This window comes from Allobranchiibius sp. GilTou38 (assembly GCF_017565325.1).
GTDB lineage: Bacteria > Actinomycetota > Actinomycetes > Actinomycetales > Dermatophilaceae > Allobranchiibius > Allobranchiibius huperziae.
The window spans coordinates 1-20,685 of sequence record NZ_JAGEKN010000002.1 but is presented as its reverse complement, the minus strand read 5'-3'; the positions used below and the strand labels follow the sequence as shown (position 1 = coordinate 20,685).

General features: G+C 70.3%; 20 protein-coding genes, 1 tRNA gene and 1 pseudogene. 20 read left to right on the top strand and 2 right to left on the bottom strand.

Going from position 1 to position 20,685, the window contains the following annotated elements; all coding sequences use genetic code 11:
* Window positions 1-9 precede the first annotated feature (9 nt).
* From JOB34_RS00330 to JOB34_RS00265, 14 genes are all read left to right on the top strand, one after another.
* Entirely contained in the window at window positions 10-948 is a 939-nt protein-coding gene (locus tag JOB34_RS00330) for a bifunctional riboflavin kinase/FAD synthetase (protein WP_208050864.1), read from the top strand.
* Between the two features lie 54 nt (window positions 949-1,002).
* On the top strand, window positions 1,003-2,832 hold the full coding sequence (locus JOB34_RS00325) for a long-chain fatty acid--CoA ligase (RefSeq protein ID WP_208050863.1): 1,830 nt from the start codon (window positions 1,003-1,005) through the stop codon (window positions 2,830-2,832).
* 49 nt (window positions 2,833-2,881) lie between these two features.
* Entirely contained in the window at window positions 2,882-4,837 is a 1,956-nt protein-coding gene (locus JOB34_RS00320; RefSeq protein ID WP_208050862.1) for a TIGR03960 family B12-binding radical SAM protein, read from the top strand.
* Between the two features lie 90 nt (window positions 4,838-4,927).
* Complete coding sequence (locus JOB34_RS00315) at window positions 4,928-5,212, top strand: excalibur calcium-binding domain-containing protein (RefSeq protein ID WP_208050861.1); 285 nt, start codon at window positions 4,928-4,930, stop codon at window positions 5,210-5,212.
* 139 nt (window positions 5,213-5,351) lie between these two features.
* The gene (locus JOB34_RS00310) at window positions 5,352-6,113 is read left to right on the top strand and encodes a TIGR03936 family radical SAM-associated protein (RefSeq protein WP_347813666.1); all 762 of its coding nucleotides are present in this window, start codon (window positions 5,352-5,354) and stop codon (window positions 6,111-6,113) included.
* 64 nt (window positions 6,114-6,177) lie between these two features.
* Window positions 6,178-7,146, top strand: a complete 969-nt coding sequence (locus JOB34_RS00305; protein ID WP_208050860.1) for a glycosyltransferase — start codon at window positions 6,178-6,180, stop codon at window positions 7,144-7,146.
* A 101-nt stretch (window positions 7,147-7,247) separates the two neighbouring features.
* On the top strand, window positions 7,248-8,510 hold the full coding sequence (locus JOB34_RS00300; protein ID WP_208050859.1) for a glycosyltransferase: 1,263 nt from the start codon (window positions 7,248-7,250) through the stop codon (window positions 8,508-8,510).
* Between the two features lie 327 nt (window positions 8,511-8,837).
* Window positions 8,838-11,309 carry an Rne/Rng family ribonuclease gene (locus JOB34_RS00295; protein WP_208050858.1) on the top strand — a complete coding sequence of 824 codons (2,472 nt, stop codon included), beginning with the start codon at window positions 8,838-8,840 and terminating at the stop codon, window positions 11,307-11,309.
* A 103-nt stretch (window positions 11,310-11,412) separates the two neighbouring features.
* Window positions 11,413-11,721 carry a 50S ribosomal protein L21 gene (gene rplU, locus JOB34_RS00290; protein ID WP_179479884.1) on the top strand — a complete coding sequence of 103 codons (309 nt, stop codon included), beginning with the start codon at window positions 11,413-11,415 and terminating at the stop codon, window positions 11,719-11,721.
* A 52-nt stretch (window positions 11,722-11,773) separates the two neighbouring features.
* Window positions 11,774-12,046, top strand: coding sequence for a 50S ribosomal protein L27 (gene rpmA, locus JOB34_RS00285; RefSeq protein ID WP_179479886.1), 273 nt, complete (start codon window positions 11,774-11,776; stop codon window positions 12,044-12,046).
* Between the two features lie 75 nt (window positions 12,047-12,121).
* Entirely contained in the window at window positions 12,122-13,672 is a 1,551-nt protein-coding gene (gene obgE, locus JOB34_RS00280) for a GTPase ObgE (protein ID WP_208050857.1), read from the top strand.
* The gene (gene proB, locus JOB34_RS00275; protein ID WP_208050856.1) at window positions 13,662-14,807 is read left to right on the top strand and encodes a glutamate 5-kinase; all 1,146 of its coding nucleotides are present in this window, start codon (window positions 13,662-13,664) and stop codon (window positions 14,805-14,807) included. Before obgE ends, proB begins: the two co-directional genes overlap by 11 nt.
* The gene (locus JOB34_RS00270) at window positions 14,804-15,631 is read left to right on the top strand and encodes a VTT domain-containing protein (protein ID WP_208050855.1); all 828 of its coding nucleotides are present in this window, start codon (window positions 14,804-14,806) and stop codon (window positions 15,629-15,631) included. Before proB ends, JOB34_RS00270 begins: the two co-directional genes overlap by 4 nt.
* 42 nt (window positions 15,632-15,673) lie before the next feature.
* Window positions 15,674-16,945, top strand: a complete 1,272-nt coding sequence (locus JOB34_RS00265; protein WP_208050854.1) for a glutamate-5-semialdehyde dehydrogenase — start codon at window positions 15,674-15,676, stop codon at window positions 16,943-16,945.
* Here the strand turns inward: JOB34_RS00265 and JOB34_RS00260 are convergent.
* A complete protein-coding gene (locus JOB34_RS00260) occupies window positions 16,942-17,958 on the bottom strand; it encodes a glycosyltransferase family 2 protein (protein WP_208050853.1) in 1,017 nt (338 codons plus the stop codon). The two genes, JOB34_RS00265 and JOB34_RS00260, sit on opposite strands and share 4 nt — an antisense overlap.
* Window positions 17,959-18,020: 62 nt before the next feature.
* Between JOB34_RS00260 and JOB34_RS00255 the strand changes: the two genes are divergently transcribed.
* From JOB34_RS00255 to JOB34_RS00230, 6 genes are all read left to right on the top strand, one after another.
* Window positions 18,021-18,215: a hypothetical protein gene (locus JOB34_RS00255; protein WP_179479892.1), complete on the top strand. Its 195-nt coding sequence runs from the start codon at window positions 18,021-18,023 to the stop codon at window positions 18,213-18,215.
* Window positions 18,216-18,217: 2 nt separating this feature from the next.
* Window positions 18,218-18,820, top strand: coding sequence for a nicotinate-nucleotide adenylyltransferase (gene nadD / locus JOB34_RS00250; RefSeq protein WP_343048601.1), 603 nt, complete (start codon window positions 18,218-18,220; stop codon window positions 18,818-18,820).
* The gene (gene rsfS / locus JOB34_RS00245) at window positions 18,821-19,177 is read left to right on the top strand and encodes a ribosome silencing factor (RefSeq protein ID WP_208050852.1); all 357 of its coding nucleotides are present in this window, start codon (window positions 18,821-18,823) and stop codon (window positions 19,175-19,177) included.
* Window positions 19,174-19,836, top strand: coding sequence for a histidine phosphatase family protein (locus tag JOB34_RS00240; RefSeq protein ID WP_208050851.1), 663 nt, complete (start codon window positions 19,174-19,176; stop codon window positions 19,834-19,836). The genes rsfS and JOB34_RS00240 overlap by 4 nt, the downstream gene beginning before the upstream one ends.
* Complete coding sequence (locus JOB34_RS00235) at window positions 19,833-20,351, top strand: DUF4442 domain-containing protein (protein WP_179479899.1); 519 nt, start codon at window positions 19,833-19,835, stop codon at window positions 20,349-20,351. Before JOB34_RS00240 ends, JOB34_RS00235 begins: the two co-directional genes overlap by 4 nt.
* A gap of 69 nt (window positions 20,352-20,420) precedes the next feature.
* Window positions 20,421-20,493 (top strand) — tRNA-Ala (locus tag JOB34_RS00230).
* Here the strand turns inward: JOB34_RS00230 and JOB34_RS00225 are convergent.
* Window positions 20,485-20,685: pseudogene (locus JOB34_RS00225) on the bottom strand (hypothetical protein); the annotation flags it as partial. The gene JOB34_RS00230 and the pseudogene JOB34_RS00225 sit on opposite strands and share 9 nt — an antisense overlap.

Here is a 20,685-nt window from a genome sequence, read left to right as displayed (position 1 = left end):
AGTTGCGGCGTGCTGCGCCTGACCGAAACCGCCGACCTGCCGTCGGAATTCGGTCCCAGCGTGGTCACCATCGGCAACTTCGATGGCGTACACCTCGGGCACCGCACGCTCCTGGCGGCCGTGGTGCAGCGAGCGCAGCGCGAGGGGCTCGCCAGCGTCGCGGTCACCTTCGAGCCGCACCCACTGGCGGTGCTGCATCCCGACCACGCCCCGGTGCTCGTGAGCTCGCTGGAGGACAGGCTCGCCACGATGGAGCAGATCGGGCTCGACGCGGTGCTGGTGATGCCGTTCACCCTGGAGCTTGCCGCGATGTCACCCCGCGACTTCGTGCGAGAGGTCTTCGTCGACGGATTGCGTGCCCACGCGGTCGTCGTCGGCCGGGACACCCGGTTCGGCGCCCGCAACGAGGGCGACGTCGACACGCTGCGCGAGCTCGGGGCGGAGTTCGGCTTCGAGGTGCAGGTGCAGGAGGACGTCGGCGAGGGAGGCCGTTACTCCTCGACCGAGGTCCGCTCGGACCTGGTGGCGGGCGACGTCGCTGCCGCGTCCCGCATCCTGGGCCGCCCGCACGCCGTGACCGGCATGGTCGTTCGCGGTGCGCAGCGTGGACGCGAACTCGGTTATCCCACTGCGAATCTCGCCCAGGACGCGACCGGCTTCGTGCCCGCCGACGGCGTCTATGCGGGGTGGCTCGTGCGCATCCAGCACGGCGGTGAGCGGCTCCCCGCGGCCATCTCGGTCGGTACGAACCCGACGTTCGACGGCACCCAGCGCACGGTCGAGGCGTACGTGCTCGACCGCACCGACCTGGACCTGTACGACGAGGTGGTCGCCGTGGAGTTCACCGACCGGTTGCGCAGCAACGTCCGGTTCGACTCGATCGAGCCCCTGATCGAGCAGATGGGTCATGACGTCGATCGGGCGCGGACGTTGTTGACCGGGCAGTAGGGTGGCCCACGCCGTAACGGCACCCCCTCGAACCCACCGTGGAGCAGCCAGCACATGATCAGCGCGCAGGACGAGAAGTACGACCAGTCCGCCATCGACGGGCGAGCACCGTCGGTCGCCCGACTCTTCCTCGACCGGGTCAAGCAGACCCCGTCGGCGCACGCCTACAGCTATCCGTCCGGCGAGGACTGGACGCAGCTGACGTGGGCGCAGGCCGAGGAACGGGTGCGCGCCATCGCCGGCGGCCTGGTCGCCGTGGGAGTCCAGCCGGGTGACCGCGTCGCGATCGCCTCCGCCACCCGTGTGGAGTGGGCGCTGGCCGACCTCGGCGTGATGCTCGCCGCTGCAGCGACCACCACGATCTACCCGACCTCGACCCCGGACGACGTCCTCTACATCGTCTCCGACTCCGGCAGCACCGTCGTGATCGCCGAGGACGAGGCCAAGGTCGCCCTGCTCAAGCAGGGCCGCGACGCCATCCCGGACGTTGCCAAGGTGGTCGTGATCGACGGCGAGAGTGACGGCGACTGGGTGCTGTCCCTGGCGGATCTGGAGAAGCTCGGCACCGACTACGTCGGCGACCACGAGGGCGTCCTCGAGGAGCGGGTCGACCAGCTCGGGCCGCAGGACCTGGCCACCCTCATCTACACCTCGGGCACGACCGGCAAGCCGAAGGGCGTGCGGCTGCCCCACGACGCGTGGATGTACGAGGTCGCGGCGACCGGCTCGACGGGTCTGCTCACCCCCGATGACCTGCAGTACCTCTGGCTTCCGCTCTCGCACGTCTTCGGCAAGCTGCTGCTGACCCTGCCGATCCAGGTCGGCTTCCCGACCGCGATCGACGGTCGTGTCGATAAGATCGTGGAGAACCTTGCCGTCGTCCGCCCCACCTGGATGGGCGCGGCACCGCGGATCTTCGAGAAGGTCTACGGCCGCATCACCACGATGATGGACGACGAGGGCGGGGTGAAGGCCAAGCTCTTCCACTGGGCCAGCGCCAACGGCAAGCAGGTCGCCGAGCGCCGCTCGGAGGAGAAGCCGGTCGGCGCGCTCCTCGGCGCGCAGCACCGGATCGGCGACAAGATCGTGCTGGCCAAGATCCGCGAGCGCTTCGGCGGGCGCGTGCGCTTCTTCATCTCCGGGTCGGCCGCCCTCAACTCCGAGGTCGCCAAGTGGTTCGACGCCATGGGCATGCCGGTCCTGGAGGGCTACGGCATGACCGAGACGAGCGCCGCGACCTGCGTGAACCGCCCGTACGCCAACAAGATCGGCACGGTCGGGTGGCCGCTGCCGGGCACTGAGCTGAAGCTCGCCGACGACGGAGAGCTGCTGGTCAAGGGCCCTGGTGTGATGCAGGGCTACCGCGGGTTGGACGAGGCCACGGCCGAGACCCTGACCGACGGCTGGCTGCACACCGGTGACATCGCCGAGATCCTCCCCAGCGGCCACGTGCGCATCACCGACCGCAAGAAGGACCTTTTCAAGACCTCCAACGGCAAGTACGTCGCGCCGGGTCAGATCGAGGCCACCTTCAAGGGGCTGTGCCCCTACGCCTCCCAGTTGGTGGTGGAGGGAGAGAGTCGCACGTTCGTCTCGGCCCTCATCACCCTCGACGAAGAGGCCATCACGGACTGGGCGAAGAGCCACGGGATGGCGGGCCAGGACTACCGCACGATCGTGACCTCCGCCGCCGCGCGCGAGATGGTGCAGGGTTACGTCGACAAGTTGAACGCCGGTCTGAACCGCTGGGAGCAGATCAAGCGCTTCCTCATCCTGGACCACGATCTGACCGTCGAGGACGGCGAGATCACGCCCAGCCTGAAGCTCAAGCGCAAGGTCGTCATCACCAAGTACAGCGACGACCTGGACGCGCTCTACGCCTGAGCGGCGAACGCCCGGCGGGTGTGCCGCCGGGCGGCTCTACCCTGGTGGCATGCCGGGCGCGTCGATCTTCTATGACCTCGAACCACTGCTGGAGCAGGTGAGCAAGCCGATCCAGTACGTGGGCGGGGAGCTCAACTCCACCGTCAAGGACTGGCAGTGCGGCGGGTACGACGCCGACGGTCACGAGCTGACCGTGCGGTGGGCGCTGATGTACCCCGACGCGTACGAGGTCGGCGTGCCCAACCAGGGCGTGATGATCCTGTACGAGGTCCTCAACGAGCGGACGGACACCCTCGCCGAGCGCACCTACTCGGTGTGGCCCGACATGGAGGCGGCCATGCGTGCCGCCGAGCTGCCGCAGTTCACCGTCGACGCGCACCGTCCGGTCGGCGATTTCGACGTCTTCGGGCTCTCCTTCTCCACCGAGCTCGGCTACACCAACATGCTCACCGCGCTGGATCTGGCCGGCATCCCGTTGCACGCGGCGGACCGTGGCGAGGACGACCCGATCGTCCTGGCCGGTGGCCACGCGGCGTTCAACCCCGAGCCGGTGTCGGACTTCATCGACGCCGCGGTCGTCGGCGACGGGGAAGAGGCCGTCCTCGCCATCACCGATCACATCTCCGCCTGGAAGCGGCAGGGCCGACCCGGTGGCCGACGGGAGCTGCTGCTGCGCCTCGCGCGCACCGGTGGTGTCTACGTCCCGGCGTTCTACGACGTGGACTACCTGCCCGACGGGCGCATCCAGCGCGTCGCGCCGGCCGCGGACACGGTCGGCGTGCCGTGGCGGGTCTCCAAGCACACCGTGATGGACCTGGACGCCTGGCCCTACCCCAAGCAGCCGCTGGTGCCGTTGGCGGAGTCCGTGCACGAGCGCATGTCGGTGGAGATCTTCCGCGGGTGCACCCGCGGCTGCCGCTTCTGCCAGGCCGGGATGATCACCCGGCCGGTGCGCGAGCGGTCCATCACCGGTATCGGCGAGATGGTCAAGAAGGGCCTGGAGGCCACCGGTTTCGAAGAGGTCGGGCTGCTGTCGCTGTCCTCGGCCGACCACTCCGAGATCGCCGACATCGCCAAGGGTCTCGCCGACCGCTACGAAGGCACCCAGACCGGGCTCTCCCTGCCGTCCACCCGGGTCGACGCGTTCAACATCGACCTGGCGAACGAGCTGACGCGCGGCGGGCGCCGTTCCGGCCTGACCTTCGCACCCGAGGGAGGCTCGGAGCGGATCCGCAAGGTCATCAACAAGATGGTGAGCGAAGAGGACCTGATCAAGACTGTCGCCGCGGCCTACGGCGCGGGCTGGCGGCAGGTCAAGCTCTACTTCATGTGCGGTCTGCCCACCGAGACCGACGAGGACGTGCTGCAGATCGCCGACCTGGCCAAGCGGGTCATCGACGTCGGCCGGGAGGTCAGCGGTCGCCGCGACATCCGCTGCACCGTCTCGATCGGCGGTTTCGTGCCGAAGCCGCACACCCCCTTCCAGTGGTGCGCGCAGCTGGACCCCGAACAGACCGATGCTCGCCTGGCCAAGCTGCGGGAGGCGATCCGCTCCGACAAGCGCTACGGCGCGGCGATCGGCATGCGCTACCACGACGGCGAGCCGGGCCTGGTCGAAGGACTGCTCTCCCGCGGCGACCGCCGGGTCGGGCGGGTCATCGAGGCCGTCTGGCGCGATGGCGGCCGGTTCGACGGCTGGAGCGAGCACTTCTCCTATGAGCGCTGGATGCGGTGCGCGACGGCTGCGTTCGAGGGCACGGACGTCGACGTGGCCTGGTACACCACCCGGGAGCGCAGCGAGCACGAAGTGCTGCCGTGGGACCACCTGGACTCGGGGCTGGACAAGGACTGGCTCTGGGCCGACTGGCAGGACGCGCTGGATGAGACCGAGGTCGACGACTGCCGCTGGACACCGTGTTTCGACTGCGGCGTCTGCCCTCAGATGAACACCGACATCCAGGTCGGGCCGACCGGCAAGAAGCTGCTTCCCCTGAGTGTCGTCTGATCGGGGCCTGAAAGCCCCACGCACGCTCCGCGGTCGATATTCTTCGGCGGCGGCATCTGGGCCGCCCCTCCGCGAAACGAGTTCACAGCGATGCCCCGTGCCCTGCCCGTCGTCCTGACGGTGTGCGCCTCCCTCATCCCCGCCGCCACGATCGTCGCGCCCGCGCATGCCGCGCCGGCCATCGTGAACTTCCATGGCTGCGACAACATGCACAAGAAATACCCTCACGGGGTCGGCCGCAAGGGCGCGCGTGACACCGGTCCGCACGGTGCGCGTAAGAAGCACCCGGTGACCAACTTCTACGTCAACACCGCGCTCTACAACGCCAACAAGCACTCGGACGCGGACAAGGACGGCATCGCCTGCGAGCGCTGAACCCTAGCGGGACGGCGCCGGCCGGCGACCCGACGCGTGACGCTGACGGTGTTCGTGACGACTGACGGCGTTCGAACGCCGTCGATGAACGCGAACGCCGTCAGCGTGCGACGCCGGCCGACGGCTACCGTGGCCTCCCGTGCCACCCCGTCAACGCGTCCCGGACGGGCCCGCCCCCGACCCGGCCGTCCAGAAGCTGCGCATCCAGTACGCCAAACGCGGACGGCTGCGGTTCTCCTCCACGCGTGACTTCCAGCGCGCGTTGGAGCGTGCGTTGCGACGGGCGTCGGTGCCGATGGCGTTCTCGGCCGGCTTCCACCCCCACCCCCGGATCAGCTACGCGAACGCCGCCCCGACGGGTACGGCGAGCGAGGCGGAGTACTTCGAGATACAGCTGCGCGAGCACCGCGACCCGGCGGTGCTGCACCGCGACCTGGACGAGGCGCTCCCGGACGGCCTGGACGTGGTCGTCGTACGGGAGGCGGCCACCGGCGCGCTCGCGGACCTGCTGGAGGCGAGCGACTGGGTGCTGGACTTCGCCGACGTGGACCTCGCGACCCTCACCGCGGCCACCGACCAACTCCTGGCGAGCGACCGCATCGAGGTGACCCGGATGATGAAGCGCGGTCCACGCACCTTCGACGTCCGCGAGGCGGTGCTGCACGCGCAGGCCGGACCGGCCGACGGCCCGCCCTACGCCTCCCGACTGGGTCTGCGACTGCGCCACCTGACCCCCGCGGTGCGCCCGGACGACGTCCTCAGCGCGCTCGTGGAGGTGGCCGACCTTCGCCCGGCACGCCCCCCGTTGGTCACCCGGTCCCGTCAGGGACCGCTGCGCCCGGATGGGACCGTCGCCGATCCGCTCGCGGCCACGCCGGACGAGGTCCGCGCGCCGGACTGATGTTGCCGCGGAATCGGATGCGCACAACCGGACCCGGTAGGGAGTCGGCCGGGTTTAGGGTCGGGTGCATTCAGAGGCGTTCCAGAGCCACCGGCGGCTCTCGCACGAGCGGACCAGCACGGTCTCCGGCCCGCAGGACGGTCACGAGGGGATGGGCACCGACGAACATTCGGCTGGGGAACGGGAATGCGGCGAGGCGCCGCTGATCTCGATCTGCATACCCACCTACCAGGGTGAGCGGTTCCTCGCCGAGACCGTCCGCTCCGCGCTCGCCCAGGACAGCGACGACTTCGAGGTCGTGGTCCTCGACAACGCGAGCACCGATCGGACTCCTGAGATCCTGGACGGCTTCGACGATCCGCGACTCGTCGTGCAGCGCAATCACGAGACCGTCGACCTGCCGACCAACTGGCGGCGCGTCATCGAGGTGTCCCGCGGTCGGTACGTGAAGCTGCTCTGCGCCGACGACCTGATCCATCGCTCGGCCACCCGGCTGCAGGCTGCGGTGCTCGCGGAACACCCCGAGGTCAGCGTGGTCGCGAGCAGGCGCGCCCTGATCAACGAGGACGGGCGGGTACTCGCCCACGCCATGGGACTGTACGGCCTGCTCGGACCGCAGACCGGTCGGCGCATCGCGCGACGAACGGTGCTCGGTGGCGGCGTGAATCCGGTGGGGGAGCCGGCCGCCGTGACGTTCCGCCGGCGGGACTACGACGCCGTCGGCGGATGGGACGGCTCGCTGGTGCACCCGATGGACCTGGACCTGTGGGTGCGGCTGTTGAGCAGGGGAAGCTTCATCGGGCAGCCCGACGAGCTCGCGGCCTTCCGGGTCAGCCCGCAGGCGCTCTCAGCCGCGCACTCGCCCGAGCAGTACCAGGAGTTGGGCGAGCTGGTCAGGCGGATCTGCGCCGACCCGGCCTGGGGCCTCCCCAGACGCGATCGAGTCCTGGCAGAGGTGAGTCGCAAGCTCACCTGGACGGTGCTGCCGGTGCGTCAGCGGTGGATGCGCGCCGGGGCTGTCTGGCCGACATGACCGTGCCCGAGGGCGGCGTTGGACGTTGCCCGGCGGATCGCGCCGACACTCGGTTAGGGTCCGAGACATTCATCAACTCGACGGGAAGAGGTCGCCTCGGCATGCGCATCAAGGGGCCGATCTTCGCTGTGCCGACCGCGCCCGTCTGGGCCGGCGCCACGTGGGTGGGTGAGGTGTTTCTCGACGATGTGCCCTCGCAGGAGGCTCCTGTCGACTTGGTCCTGGACGGTGCCGACGGATTCGCCCGGGCGCGTCTGCTCGTGCGGGGTCGGCACCAGGTGTGGGGTTTCGTGACCGTCGACCTGTCAAACGGGAGGGTCGATGCCGATCGGCTGGCGGCCGAGATCGCGCGACTGCCGGAGGCCGCCGCGCCGCAAACGGACCAGCGACCGGCCAGGTCCGAGCCAATCAGCGTGGTGCTCTGCACGCGCGACCGACCGACCGACGTACGCACCGCACTGCGGTCCCTGCTCCATCAGGAGTACGACGGCGAGTACGAGATCGTCGTGGTGGACAACGCACCGGTCACCGACGCCACCCGCGAGGTGGTCCGTGCGCTCGGCGACGAGAGGATCCGGCTCGTCACCGAGCCGGCGCCCGGTGTCTCGCGGGCCCGGAACGCGGGGGTGGCGGCAGCGCGCCACGAGCTCATCGCGTTCACCGACGACGACGTCGTGACCGATCCGCTGTGGCTGACAGGGCTCGCGTGCGCCTTCGCTCGCGAAGGAGACAACGCGTGGTGCGTGAGCGGTCTGGTGCCCACCGGCGAACTGCGTACCCCGCCGCAGGCCTGGTTCGACCAGCGCGTCGGATGGAGCCGGGATCTGCTGCCGCGGACCTACATGTTGCGCGAACCGCCGCAGGATGTTCCGTACTTCCCCTTCGAGGTGGGCCGCTACGGCACCGGCGCCAACTTCGCGGTGCGCCGCTCGGCGGTGCTGCGGCTCGGCGGCTTCGACCCCGACCTCGGTGCGGGCACCCGCAGCAAGGGAGGGGAGGACATCGATTTGTTCTACCGCGTGATCGCCCGAGGCGGTTCCCTCGTCTACGAACCGTCGGCGCTGGTCTGGCACCGGCATCGCGACACCCAGGAGGCGTTGGAGTCGCAGATCGACGGGTACGGCTGTGGGCTGGCGGCGTGGGCGACCAAGCTGTTGCTCAGTCCTCAGGACCTGGTGCGTGGGGTGCGGGTGCTCGCCCGTCGGGAGGCCCGCGCACGCGGGAGGTTGCGTGCACACCGCCCCCTGCTCGCACGCACTCCCCGGCCGCAGGCGCCCGGCGTCGTCGACGTGTCGTCGATCGAACACCGCGCTCTGCTGTCCGGGCCCTGGGCCTACATCGGATCGCGGTTCTTCGGTCGTTGAGATCCTCCGGCGCGTGGTGTCGTCCTCCAGGTTCGCGATCCGCACCCGCGCGTATGAGACAATCGCATCGGTCGTTCGGCGCAGCACAACGTGTCGAATGCCCCGTCCTCCCCGCACTCAGCGGCGGCGCTGACTTCGCCGCTCCTGAAGCCGGGTCCAAGGACGACGGTCACCTCGGTGCCGCGCTCCGCGCGAGCCAGGCAGACCGCAACAGCCGACTTTTCGGTCGCGACATCCCGCGACCGGCCATACCCGCACCACGCGGGCGTGCGGGCCTTCGGGCCCCCTTGTTGTGGACGCACCGCGTGCTGACGCGAAGGAGGGGCCATGGGCCCCGAGAACGACCAGACCAGCACGAACAACACCGACGACACCGCGAACGCGCCGTCCGCCCCGGTGGTGCCCCCGGCGTTCGGGTTGCTGTTCCAAGCACCCGACACCACCGCACGGGCGCCGCGCATCCCCGCCTCGCCCCCGCCGGAGGACACCTCCGACGAGCGCTGGCGGGCCCCGGAGGACAACCGCGACCGCTCCAACGTGTCCAACGGGTCCAACTCTGACGCCGACCCGGACGCGGGCGACGGTGCCCGGCCCCGTCGCCGCGGTGGACGCGGACGCAAGAGCAAGAGCGAGGGTGCGCCGTCGGCTGACACCGAACAGGGTGACGGCACTCAGGACGAGGGCGGTCGCAAGAACCCGCCGCGTACGGCGAAGAAGCAGTCCGGCGGGGATGACGCCGACGCCGACGCCGGCGACGCCTCGGTCGACGAGACCGGCCCCGACGAAGCCACCGACTCCGAGGGCCGCGCCGAGGGTGACGGCCGCCGCCGCACCCGCCGCCGTCGGCGCAGCGGCTCCGGGGGAGGGGACAGCGAGGACCCGCCCGGCACCGTGACCAAGGTGCGCGAGCCGCGCGCCGGCCGCGACGAGGTCACCGCGATCAAGGGCTCCACCCGATTGGAGGCCAAGAAGCAGCGCCGCCGCGAGGGCCGCGAGGCCGGTCGTCGCCGGACCGTCATCACCGAGGCCGAGTTCCTCGCCCGTCGCGAGAGCGTCGACCGGGTGATGGTCGTGCGTGAGCGCGACGGCCGCACCCAGATCGGCGTCCTCGAGGACGGCGTCCTCGTCGAGCACTACGTCTCCCGCGACTCCCAGCAGTCCTCGATGGCCGGCAACATCTACCTCGGCCGCGTGCAGAACGTGCTGCCCAGCATGGAGGCGGCGTTCGTCGACGTCGGTCGCGGTCGCAACGCCGTCCTCTACGCCGGCGAGGTCAACTGGGATGCCGCCGGCCTGGAGAACGGGCAGGCCAAGCGCATCGAGAACGCCCTGAAGTCGGGCGAGACGGTGCTGGCCCAGGTCACCAAGGACCCCATCGGTCACAAGGGCGCCCGCCTCACCTCGCAGATCTCCCTGCCCGGCCGCTTCCTGGTCTATGTGCCGGGTCACGCCATGACCGGCATCTCCCGCAAGCTGCCCGACACCGAGCGAGCCCGGCTGAAGAAGATCCTCAAGGAGGTCGTGCCCGCGGACGCCGGTGTGATCGTCCGTACGGCGGCCGAGGGCGCCAGCGAAGAGGACCTCAAGGCCGACGTCGAGCGACTGCAGGGCACCTGGGACAAGATCCAGTCCGACGCCAAGACCGGACACGCCCCGTCGCTGCTGCACGGTGAGCCGGACCTTGCGCTCCGCGTCATCCGAGACGTCTTCAACGAGGACTTCACCAAGCTCGTCATCTCCGGTGACCGGGCCTGGGACCAGGTGCAGGGCTACCTGCAGGCCGTCGCCCCCGACCTCGCCGGACGCCTGGAGAAGTGGACCGGTGAGCAGGACCTGTTCACCGTGCACCGCGTCGACGAGCAGCTCGCCAAGGCCATGGACCGCAAGGTCTGGCTGCCCTCCGGCGGATCGCTCGTCATCGACCGCACCGAGGCGATGACCGTCGTCGACGTCAACACCGGCAAGTTCGTCGGCTCCGGCGGCAACCTGGAGGAGACGGTCACCAAGAACAACATCGAGGCCGCCGAGGAGATCGTGCGCCAGCTGCGGCTGCGCGACATCGGCGGGATCATCGTGGTCGACTTCATCGACATGGTGCTGGAGTCCAACCGGGATCTGGTCGTACGCCGCCTGCTGGAGTGCCTGGGGCGCGACCGCACCAAGCACCAGGTCGCCGAGGTCACCTCGCTGGGGCTGGTGCAGATGACCCGCAAGCGGGTCGGATCCGGCCTGATCGAGGTCTTCTCCGAGGAGTGCACCGCCTGCGGTGGACGCGGGATCATCGTGCACGACCACCCGGTCGACAAGGGTGGGGACACCTCGGGCTCCACCAGCGGCTCGGGCAGCAGCAACGGCAATGGCAACAACATCGGCAACGGCGGTCGCGGCCGGCGCGGCAAGAACCGCTCCGAGGCCCCTGCGGCACCGCCGCAGCAGCCCGCACCCACCGGCCCGTCGGCGGCGCAGATCGCCGCGGCCGCGCACGCCGCCGCGCTGAGCGCGGGGGAGAAGGCCGGCGACGCGGCGCAGGAATCGATCGAGGCCGTGCACGACGACGTGCGCCGGGTCGAGGCCGCGGCCGGTCCCGCCCCCCAGGCCGAGCCCGCCCCCGAGCAGCCCGCTACCGTGCTGGCCTCCGAGGCCCCGGCACCCGCCGTGGCGCAGCCGGCACCCGTGGTGGCGACCGCCCCCGCGACGGCCCCGCCGGCGCGTCGCAAGCGTAAGCGGGTCGTGGCGCCCGCCGGACCCCCCGTCGCCGGGGATGCGGCGAATTTGGAAGCCGCCATCACCGACCAGTAGAATCGAACGCTGGCGCGCCCACCGTCCCGACGTCCTGCACCGCAGGGTCGCTGTCGGGCGGTCTCACCAGAGCGAGTGCGCCTCAACGAAAGGCAGTTTCGACGTGTACGCGATTGTTCGCGCAGGCGGTCGCCAGGAGAAGGTCTCCGTGGGCGACGTCCTCATCATCGACAAGGTCTCCGTGGAGGCCGGTCAGAGCATCGACCTCAAGCCGCTGCTCCTGGTGGACGGCGAGACCGTCACCAGTGACGCCGCCAAGCTGGCGAAGGTCACCGTGAAGGCTGAGGTGGTGAAGGCGGCCAAGGGCCCCAAGATCACCATCATCAAGTACAAGAACAAGACCGGTTACCGCAAGCGCCAGGGCCACCGTCAGCCGCTGACGCAGGTCAAGGTCACCGAGATCAATTCTTGAGTTCGGTCTGACCGACTGATCGTCTCTCCCCTCCACACGTAAGGCTTCAGACATGGCACACAAGAAGGGCGCGTCGTCCTCCAAGAACGGCCGCGATTCCAACGCGCAGCGACTCGGCGTGAAGCGCTTCGGCGGTCAGGTCGTCAGCGCCGGCGAGATCATCGTCCGCCAGCGCGGCACCCACTTCCACCCCGGTGTGAACGTCGGCCGCGGCAAGGACGACACCTTGTTCGCGCTCGTTCCCGGCGCTGTGAAGTTCGGGCAGAAGGGCGGTCGCAAGACTGTCAACATCGTCGATGCACAGCTGGCGGACGTCTCCGTCTGAGACGTTCAGCCACGTTGTGACGGGGGCGGGTCCGGGTCGGACCCGCCCCCGATTTTTCTTTGAAGGAGTACCTCCGTGGCCACTAATTTCGTCGATCGCGTGCAGTTGCATGTGGGTGCGGGCAGTGGTGGTCACGGCGTCGCGTCCGTGAAACGCGAGAAGTTCAAGCCGCTCGGTGGACCGGACGGCGGCAACGGTGGCCGTGGCGGGGACGTCGTCCTCGAGGTCGACCCGCAGTCGACGACCCTGCTGGAGTACCACCGCAGTCCGCACCGTGTCGCCGGCAACGGCCGTCCCGGCGCCGGTGACGAGCGCAACGGCGCCGACGGCGAAGATCTGGTGCTGCCGGTCCCGGAGGGCACGGTCGTGACCAACGGTCAGGGCACGGTGCTGGCCGATCTGGTAGGGATGGGCACCCGCTACATCGTCGCGCGCGGCGGTCGCGGCGGCCTGGGCAACAAGTCGCTGGCCTCGCCGCGTCGTAAGGCGCCCGGGTTCGCGCTGCTGGGGGAGCCGGGGGACGCGCTCGACATCGTGCTCGAGCTGAAGACGCTCGCCGATGTGGCGCTGATCGGATTCCCGTCCGCCGGCAAGTCCAGCCTGGTGTCGGTGATGTCGGCGGCCAAGCCGAAGATCGCCGACTACCCCTTCACCACGCTGGTGCCGAACCTGGGCGTCGTGACCGCCGGGTCCCTGAGGTACACGATCGCCGACGTCCCGGGTCTGATCCCCGGCGCGAGCCAGGGCAAGGGCCTCGGGCTGGAGTTCCTGCGGCACGTGGAGCGCTGCTCGGTGCTCGCCCACGTCGTCGACTGCGCCACGCTGGAACCGGACCGCGATCCCATGTCGGATCTGGACGCCATCGAGCACGAGCTCTCGGAGTACGTCGCGGACGACTCCCTCGGCGGCCGGCCGCTGTCCGAGCGCACCCGCATCGTGATCCTGAACAAGGCCGACGTACCGGACGCCCAGGAGCTGGCCGAGATGGTGCGACCGGACCTGGAGGCCCGCGGACTGCAGGTGTTCATCGTCTCGGCCGCCTCGCACGTGGGCCTGCGGGAGTTGAGCTTCGCGCTCGCCGCGCACGTACAGGAGGCCCGCGCCGAGGCCGCCGAGATCGTGCCCCAGCGGATCGTGTTGCGCCCCCGGGCCGTGGACGACTCCGGCTTCGAGGTGCGCCGCGAGAACACGCCGGACGGCGAGCTCTTCCGGATCGTGGGCGACAGGCCCACCCGGTGGGTGCGTCAGACGGACTTCGCCAACGACGAGGCCGTCGGCTACCTCGCCGACCGCCTGGCGCGGCTCGGCGTGGAGGACGCGCTCTTCAAGGCCGGCGCCGTGCCCGGGTCGACCGTGCTCATCGGGCCGGTCGAGAACTCCGTGGTCTTCGACTGGGAGCCGACGATGGCCGCCGGCGCGGAACTGCTGGGCGCGCGCGGCAGTGACCTGCGGCTCGACGAGCCGGCCCGCCCGACCCGCGCCGAGCGGCGTGATCAGTTCCACGCCCGCAAGGACGGCCAGCGCGAGGCCCGCGAGGATCTGGCCGCCGAACGACGCGCCGAGGTCTGGACCCACCGCGATCCCGTCGAGGTGACCGAGTCGGCGGATTCCGACGATGACGGCTGAGGACGAGCAGGGGCTGCGGCAGCGACTCGCAGCTGCCTCGCCCCTGGTCGTCAAGGTCGGTTCCAGCTCGCTGACCGATGCCCGCGGGCGCCTCGACCTCGCCGCGCTCACCGCGCTGGTGGACACCCTGGCAGCGCACCGCGCCGCGGGACGTTCGGTCGTGCTGGTCTCCTCCGGCGCCATCGCGGCCGGGATGGCGCCCCTGGACCTGCCGCGGCGGCCCAGCGACCTGCCGACCCAGCAGGCCGCGGCGAGCGTCGGGCAGGGAGTGCTGCTCGCGGCGTACACCGCGGCGTTCGCGGCGCGCGGCCTGGTCGTCGGGCAGGTGCTGCTGACCGCCGACGACGTGACCCGGCGCGGTCACTACCTGAACGCGCGGCGCACCCTCGAGCGACTGCTGACGATGGGCGTGGTGCCGGTCGTCAACGAGAACGACACGGTCGCCACGCAGGAGATCCGCTTCGGTGACAACGACCGGCTCGCTGCGCTGGTCGCGCAGCTCATCGACGCGCACGGCCTGCTGCTGCTCTCCGACGTCGATGCGCTCTACGACGGTCCGCCGTCGCTGCCCGGGAGCGTGCGCGTGCCGTTCGTCCCGACGGTCGATGCGCTGCAGGACGTGCGGATCGGCGGGTCGGAGTCGGGAGTCGGCACCGGCGGCATGGTGACCAAGGTGGAAGCGGCTGCGATCGCGACCTCGGCCGGTGTGCCCACGCTGCTCACCTCCGCCACCCAGGCCCGTGCCGCACTGTCGGCGGCCGACGTGGGCACGGTCTTCGCGCCGACCCGCGGCCGTGGCCGCGCCCGAAGGATCTGGCTCGAGCACGCGACCGCTCCCCAGGGCCGGCTGGTGCTCGACGACGGAGCGGTCGCCGCGGTCACGGAGCGGCGTAAGTCGTTGCTGCCCGCCGGGATCCGAGCCGTGGAGGGAACCTTCAGCACCGGTGACGCCGTTGACGTCGTGGACCCCTCCGGTGGGGTCGTCGCACGAGGACTGGTGAACTACGACTCCCGCGAGCTGCCCGCTCTGCTGGGGCGGGGCACCAAGGAGCTCGCCCGGGAGCTCGGGCCCGCGTACGAACGTGAAGTGATCCATCGCGACGATCTCGTGGTGCTGAGCAGGAGGCGTCGATGAGTGGCACCGATCCGTGGTCGGCACGCCCCGATCTGCCGCCGGGGCAGAAGCCGCCGGCCGCGGTGGACCTGACCAAGCCCGTGCGCCAGAGGGTCCGCTCCGAGCCCGGCGAACTTCCGCCCGTCGAGGAGGACGCGCCCCGGGAATGGTGGGACGACCCGCGGATGCCATGGACCGGCAAACCCGGACGCAAGGACCTCTGGTGCTGGGGGTGCATCGCGGTCCTCGGCATCTACGGCCTGGCCACGCTGCCCCTGCGTGCCTTCCTGCTCGGCCTCAACACCTACGCCCTCGCGGCATTCAGCGGCTCCAACATCGCGATGGTCGACATCGGCGCCCGGTTGCGCACCGGGCACCAGCCGTACTGGTGGGTCGGCCTGCTGATGGCCGCTCTCACGTCGATCAAGTTCGACTGGATCTTCTGGTGGGCCGGGCGCCTGTGGGGGCACGGCATCATCGAGGTCGTCGCCGGGCGATCGCGCTGGGCCGCCCGGACGGCTGCCATCGCCGAGCGACTGGCGAAGCGGTTCGGTGGCCCGGCCGTCTTCCTCGTCTGGTTCGTGCCCTTCCTCCCCTCTGCCATCGTCAACGCGTTCGTCGGCGACGTGGGTATGCGGTTGCGCAGGTTCCTGCTGATCGACTTCGCGGCCGCCATCGTCTACCGGGGGATCTGGATGTACGCCGGCTATCAGATCGGCGCTCCCGCCAAGGACTTCGTGCACACCCTGTCCCGCTACAGCACCTACCTCACGTACGCCACCATCGCGATCGTGGTGGTCGGCACCATCGTGCGCAGCCGGCGACAGCCGATCCGGCGCGCCTGAGATGCACTCGGGGCGCGGGCAGCCCCGCCCTAGAATCGCGCCATGACGAGCACCGCGGACGCCCGCGTACGCGCCGCGGGGGAGCGCGCCCACACGGCGAGCCGCCGGCTCGCGCTGCTGTCGCGCGCCGAGAAGGACGCGGCGCTCATGGCGCTGGCCGACGCGGTCGTGGCGGCGAGCGACGACATCGTGCGCGCCAACGCCTGCGACCTGCGCCGCGGCGCCGAGGCCGACATGCCCCAGAGCCTGCAGGACCGCCTGCGGCTGACCTCCGGACGGGTGGAGGCCATCGCGGCCGCCCTGCGTGACCTGGCCGGACTCGCCGACCCGGTGGGCGAGGTCGTCCGCGGCTCGACCCTGCCCAACGGTCTGCAGATACGTCAGGTCCGGGTGCCGATGGGCGTCGTCGGGATGATCTACGAGGCCCGCCCCAACGTCACCGTCGATGCGGCCGGCCTCGGCCTGAAGAGCGGCAACGCGATGATCCTGCGCGGCGGCTCCGCGGCCGCCGACAGCAACGCCGTCCTGGTGGCGACGATGCGGCGCGCCCTGGAGGAACGCGACCTCCCGGCGGATGCGGTGCAGTTGCTCTCGGGCGACCGCGACGAGGTCACCGCGCTGATCACGGCACGCGGGCTCGTCGATCTGGTCATCCCGCGTGGTGGCGCGGACCTGATCCGGACGGTAGTCCTCGGCGCGACGGTGCCGGTGATCGAGACGGGCGTCGGCAACTGCCACGTGTACGTCGATGCCGGCGCCGACCCGGCGATGGCCCGCGACATCGCGCTCAACGCCAAGACCCAGCGGCCCAGCGTCTGCAACGCCGCCGAGTCGCTGCTCGTGCACCGCGACGCGGCGGACGCAGTACTCCCAGAGCTCCTGGCAGACCTGCACACCGCGGGGGTGGTCCTGGACCTCGACGCGCGCGCTGCAGCGTACGCCGACCGGTCGGGTACGCCGTACCGCGCGGTGACCGAGCAGGCCTGGGCGGCGGAGTTCCACGGGCTGGAGATGAGTGTGGGAGTGCTCGACTCGCTCGAGGACGCGATCGCGCACATCGACCGCTACGGCACCGGTCACACCGAGGTCATCGTCACCGAGGACCGGGCGCGGGCCCGGCAGTTCGTCGCACAGGTGGACGCCGCGGTGGTCATGGTGAACGCGTCGAGCCGTTTCACCGACGGCGGGGAGTTCGGCTTCGGCGCCGAGATCGGCATCTCCACCCAGAAGCTGCACGCCCGCGGCCCGATGGCGCTGCAGGAGCTGACCAGCACCAAATGGGTCGTCGAGGGCGACGGGCAGATCCGGCGCTAGAACTCCGCGGACGGGTGACGCGTCGCCGTCTCCGAAGGGAGCAGCGCCTCCCCGGAGGTCGGCCCGGAGCGGGCGCCCTGGTCCGCGATGAGCGAGTCGTACGCGACGTAGTACGTCGGCCGGCCCTGCAGGCTCGCGTGGATGCGTCCGACGTACTCCCCGAGGATGCCCAGGCACAGCAGCTGCAGGCCGGCGAAACCGGCCACGATCACCACGGTGGAGGGCCACCCCGAGACGGCGTCACCCTCCAGCTTGCGGACCACGGCGAGCACCAGCATCGCGAAGGCGAGCACGAAGCCGCCCAACCCGAACCAGGTGGCGAAGCGCAGGGGGGCCTGGGAGAAGCCGGTGATGGAGTCGAGGGTCAGTCGGAGCATCTTGCCGAGCGGGTACTTCGAGCTGCCCGCCGCGCGCTCGTCGCGCCGGTAGCCGACGGATGCGGAGGGGAAGCCCAGCGTCGGCACGACGAGGCGGATGACCCGGCCGTGGGAGGGCAGCGCGTTCACCGCATCGACCGTGGCCCGCGACATCATCCGGAAGTCGCCGGCGTCGACCGGAGCATCGACACCGGAGATGCGTCGCATGGTGCGGTAGAAGAGTCTGGCGGTGCCGCGCTTGAAGGCGGTGTCGGTGCTGCGGTCGGTGCGCACGCCGTAGATGACGTCGACCCGTTCACGACGCCCCACGTCGAGCATCTCGGCGATCACCTCGGGCGGGTCCTGCAGATCGGCGTCGATGGTGACCATCCAGTCGCCCCGCGCGGCGACCAGCCCTGCCGAGATCGCCGCCTGGTGCCCGGAGTTGGTGCGCAGGCGCAGCACCCGCAGCTCCGGCCAGGTCCGCTTCATCCTCTGCAGCGTCGCGGCGGTGAGGTCACCGGACCCGTCGTCCACGGCGACCACCTCGTACGTCGCGCCGATCCGGTCGAGCACCGGCCGCAGCCTCTCGACGAACAGCGGGAGGACCGCCTCCTCATTGAACATCGGGACGACGACGGACAGCTCGACTCTCATGGCAGGGTCAGAGTATCCGGCGCGGCTGCGGGATTGCTGAGCTAACCGGCTACGCTGCGGCTATGAAATCCTCGCTCGTCTCCTTCGCGACGGACGACTCGGTGCCCGCGCTCAAAGAGCACGAACTGCCGATGGCGCACCTGGCCTACGGGGCCATCGCGTTCTGTGTCTTCCTGGCGCTCCTCGCGGTGCTGTGGTCCTTCCGCAACACCGCCGGCAAGCCGCGCTCGCAGGCCGGTCGGAAGATCGACCACTGACCATCCGGCTCGGGGTGATGGGCGGCACGTTCGACCCCATCCACCACGGCCACCTGGTCGCCGCCAGTGAGGTCCAGACGCTGCTCGGACTGGACGAGGTGGTCTTCGTGCCCACCGGTCAGCCCTGGCAGAAGGCCAACCAGCGGGTGACGCCCGCTGAGCACCGGTATCTGATGACGGTGATCGCTACGGCGTCCAACCCCAGGTTCAGCGTCAGCCGGGTCGACATCGACCGGGAGGGCCCGACGTACACCCTGGACACGCTGAAGGACCTGCAGCGCCAGCGCCCGGACGCCGAACTCTTCTTCATCACCGGCGCCGACGCGTTGTCGCAGATCCTGTCCTGGCGCGGGGTCGATCAGATGTGGGACATGGCCCAGTTCATCGGCGTGACCCGGCCGGGGCATCTGCTCTCGGACGCGGGGTTGCCGCGGGAACGGGTGATCCTGAAGGAGATCCCGGCCATGGCCATCAGCTCCACCGACTGCAGGCGACGGGTCCAGTCGGGTCAACCCGTCTGGTACCTCGTGCCGGACGGCGTCGTGCAGTACATCGGGAAGTACAACCTCTACCGGCCAGGTGCCGGTGAGATCAGGGAGGACTGAGTGGCTGCCACGCAGCAGGCCGTCGATCTGGCCAGGGCCGCCGCCGCGGCCGCGGACGACAAACTCGCGACGTCGGTCATCGCGATCGACGTGAGCGACCAACTGGCCCTCACCGACGTCTTCGTCGTGGCCGCGGCCGGGAACGAACGGCAGATCGCCTCCATCGTCGACGGCGTGCTCGAGCGCCTGCACACCCTCGGCGTGAAGCCGATCCGGCGTGAGGGCCAGCGCGAGGACCGGTGGGTTCTCCTGGACTTCGGAGACATCGTGGTGCACGTGCAACACGAGGAGGAGCGCGACTTCTACGCGCTCGACCGACTGTGGCGTGACTGTCCGGTGATCGAGCTCGAGGCATGAGTACCACCGCCGGTGGGGAGTCCGCGGGCTCCCGGGCGGCGGAAGCGGTCCCACCCCGCCGCATCATCGTGCTGCGGCACGGGCAGACCACCTTCAACGCCGCCGGCATCTGGCAGGGACGGCTGGACGCACCATTGTCCGACCTCGGCCGGCGGCAGGCGCAGGACGCGGCGGCCGCTCTCGCGGCGTACGACATCGAGGTCATCTACACCTCCGACCTCTCACGCGCTCTCGATACCGCTCGGGCCCTTGGCGCGGCCGTCGGAATCGACCCGGTCTGCGACGCGCGGCTGCGCGAGATCGATGTCGGGGAGTGGGCCGGCATGACGACCACCGAGGTCACCGAGCAGTTCCCCGACGAGCAGGCGGCCATCACGGCCGGTGACGACCTGCGACGCGGCCGCACCGGCGAGTCGGTCGCCCACGTGGCGACGCGTGTCGACGCCTTCATCGAGGATGTCGTGTCGACGCTCCCACCCGGCGCGACCATGGCCGTCGTCTCGCACGGTGTCACCGGCCGCGCGCTGGCCGCGCAACTGGTCGGCATGCAGCAGGGCGTCGCGTGGCACTGCCTGGGCGGCCTGTTCAACTGCCACTGGGCGCAACTCGTCGAGCACCGCTCCGGGTGGCGCATCGAACGCTGGAACGCCGACCGATGAGCGATCAGCCGACGAAGTCGCGCAGACACTTCACCCCGCAACGGCTGAACCGGCTGCTCAACCTGTGGCCGCCGATGCTCGGCGCGGGGATCCGAGTGCAGGAGATCAACGACGACTGGACCCGGGCGCGGGTCAAGCTCGTGCTCACCCGGATCAACCGCAACCAGCACGGGACGGCCTTCGGCGGCTCCATCGGCGCGATGACCGACGCGTTCTACGCGCTGCTGCTCATGCACCAGCTCGGCAAGGACTACAAGGTCTGGGACCAGGCCGCGCAGCTGGAGTACGTCTCACCGGGCACCGGGACGGTCTACGGAGTCTTCGAGGTGCCGACGTCGGTCGCTGCACAGATCCGGGAGCGCTGTGACGCGGGGGAGAAGGTGCTGCACTGGTTCGAGGTCGACCTGACCCTCGCCGACGGCACCGTCGTCGCCCGTGCGCGCCGTCAGGTCTACGCGCGCAAGAAGCGCGAGGCGATGGAGCGGGACACGCCAGAAGGGGTTGGATCGGCTTGATACGACGCCGATTTGGCTCGCGCTGAGGCGCCGGATAGAGTGTGCCGGTCGTCCACCGCGGTGGACCACGGGGCTGTGGCGCAGTTGGTAGCGCACTTCCATGGCATGGAAGGGGTCAGGGGTTCGAATCCCCTCAGCTCCACTTCACACACGAGAAGTCCCGGACCACGTGGTCCGGGACTTCTCGCATGCGGTCGGCGGCGTGGGCCTTCGCCACGTCCTCGACCCTCACGCCGCCGTCGATCGAGTGGACATCCATGAATCGAGGCATCGGTGACTCCTTGAGAGTCTTCCGGCGGGGCCACTGTGGCACCCGGTCGGGACTCGCCGGCCC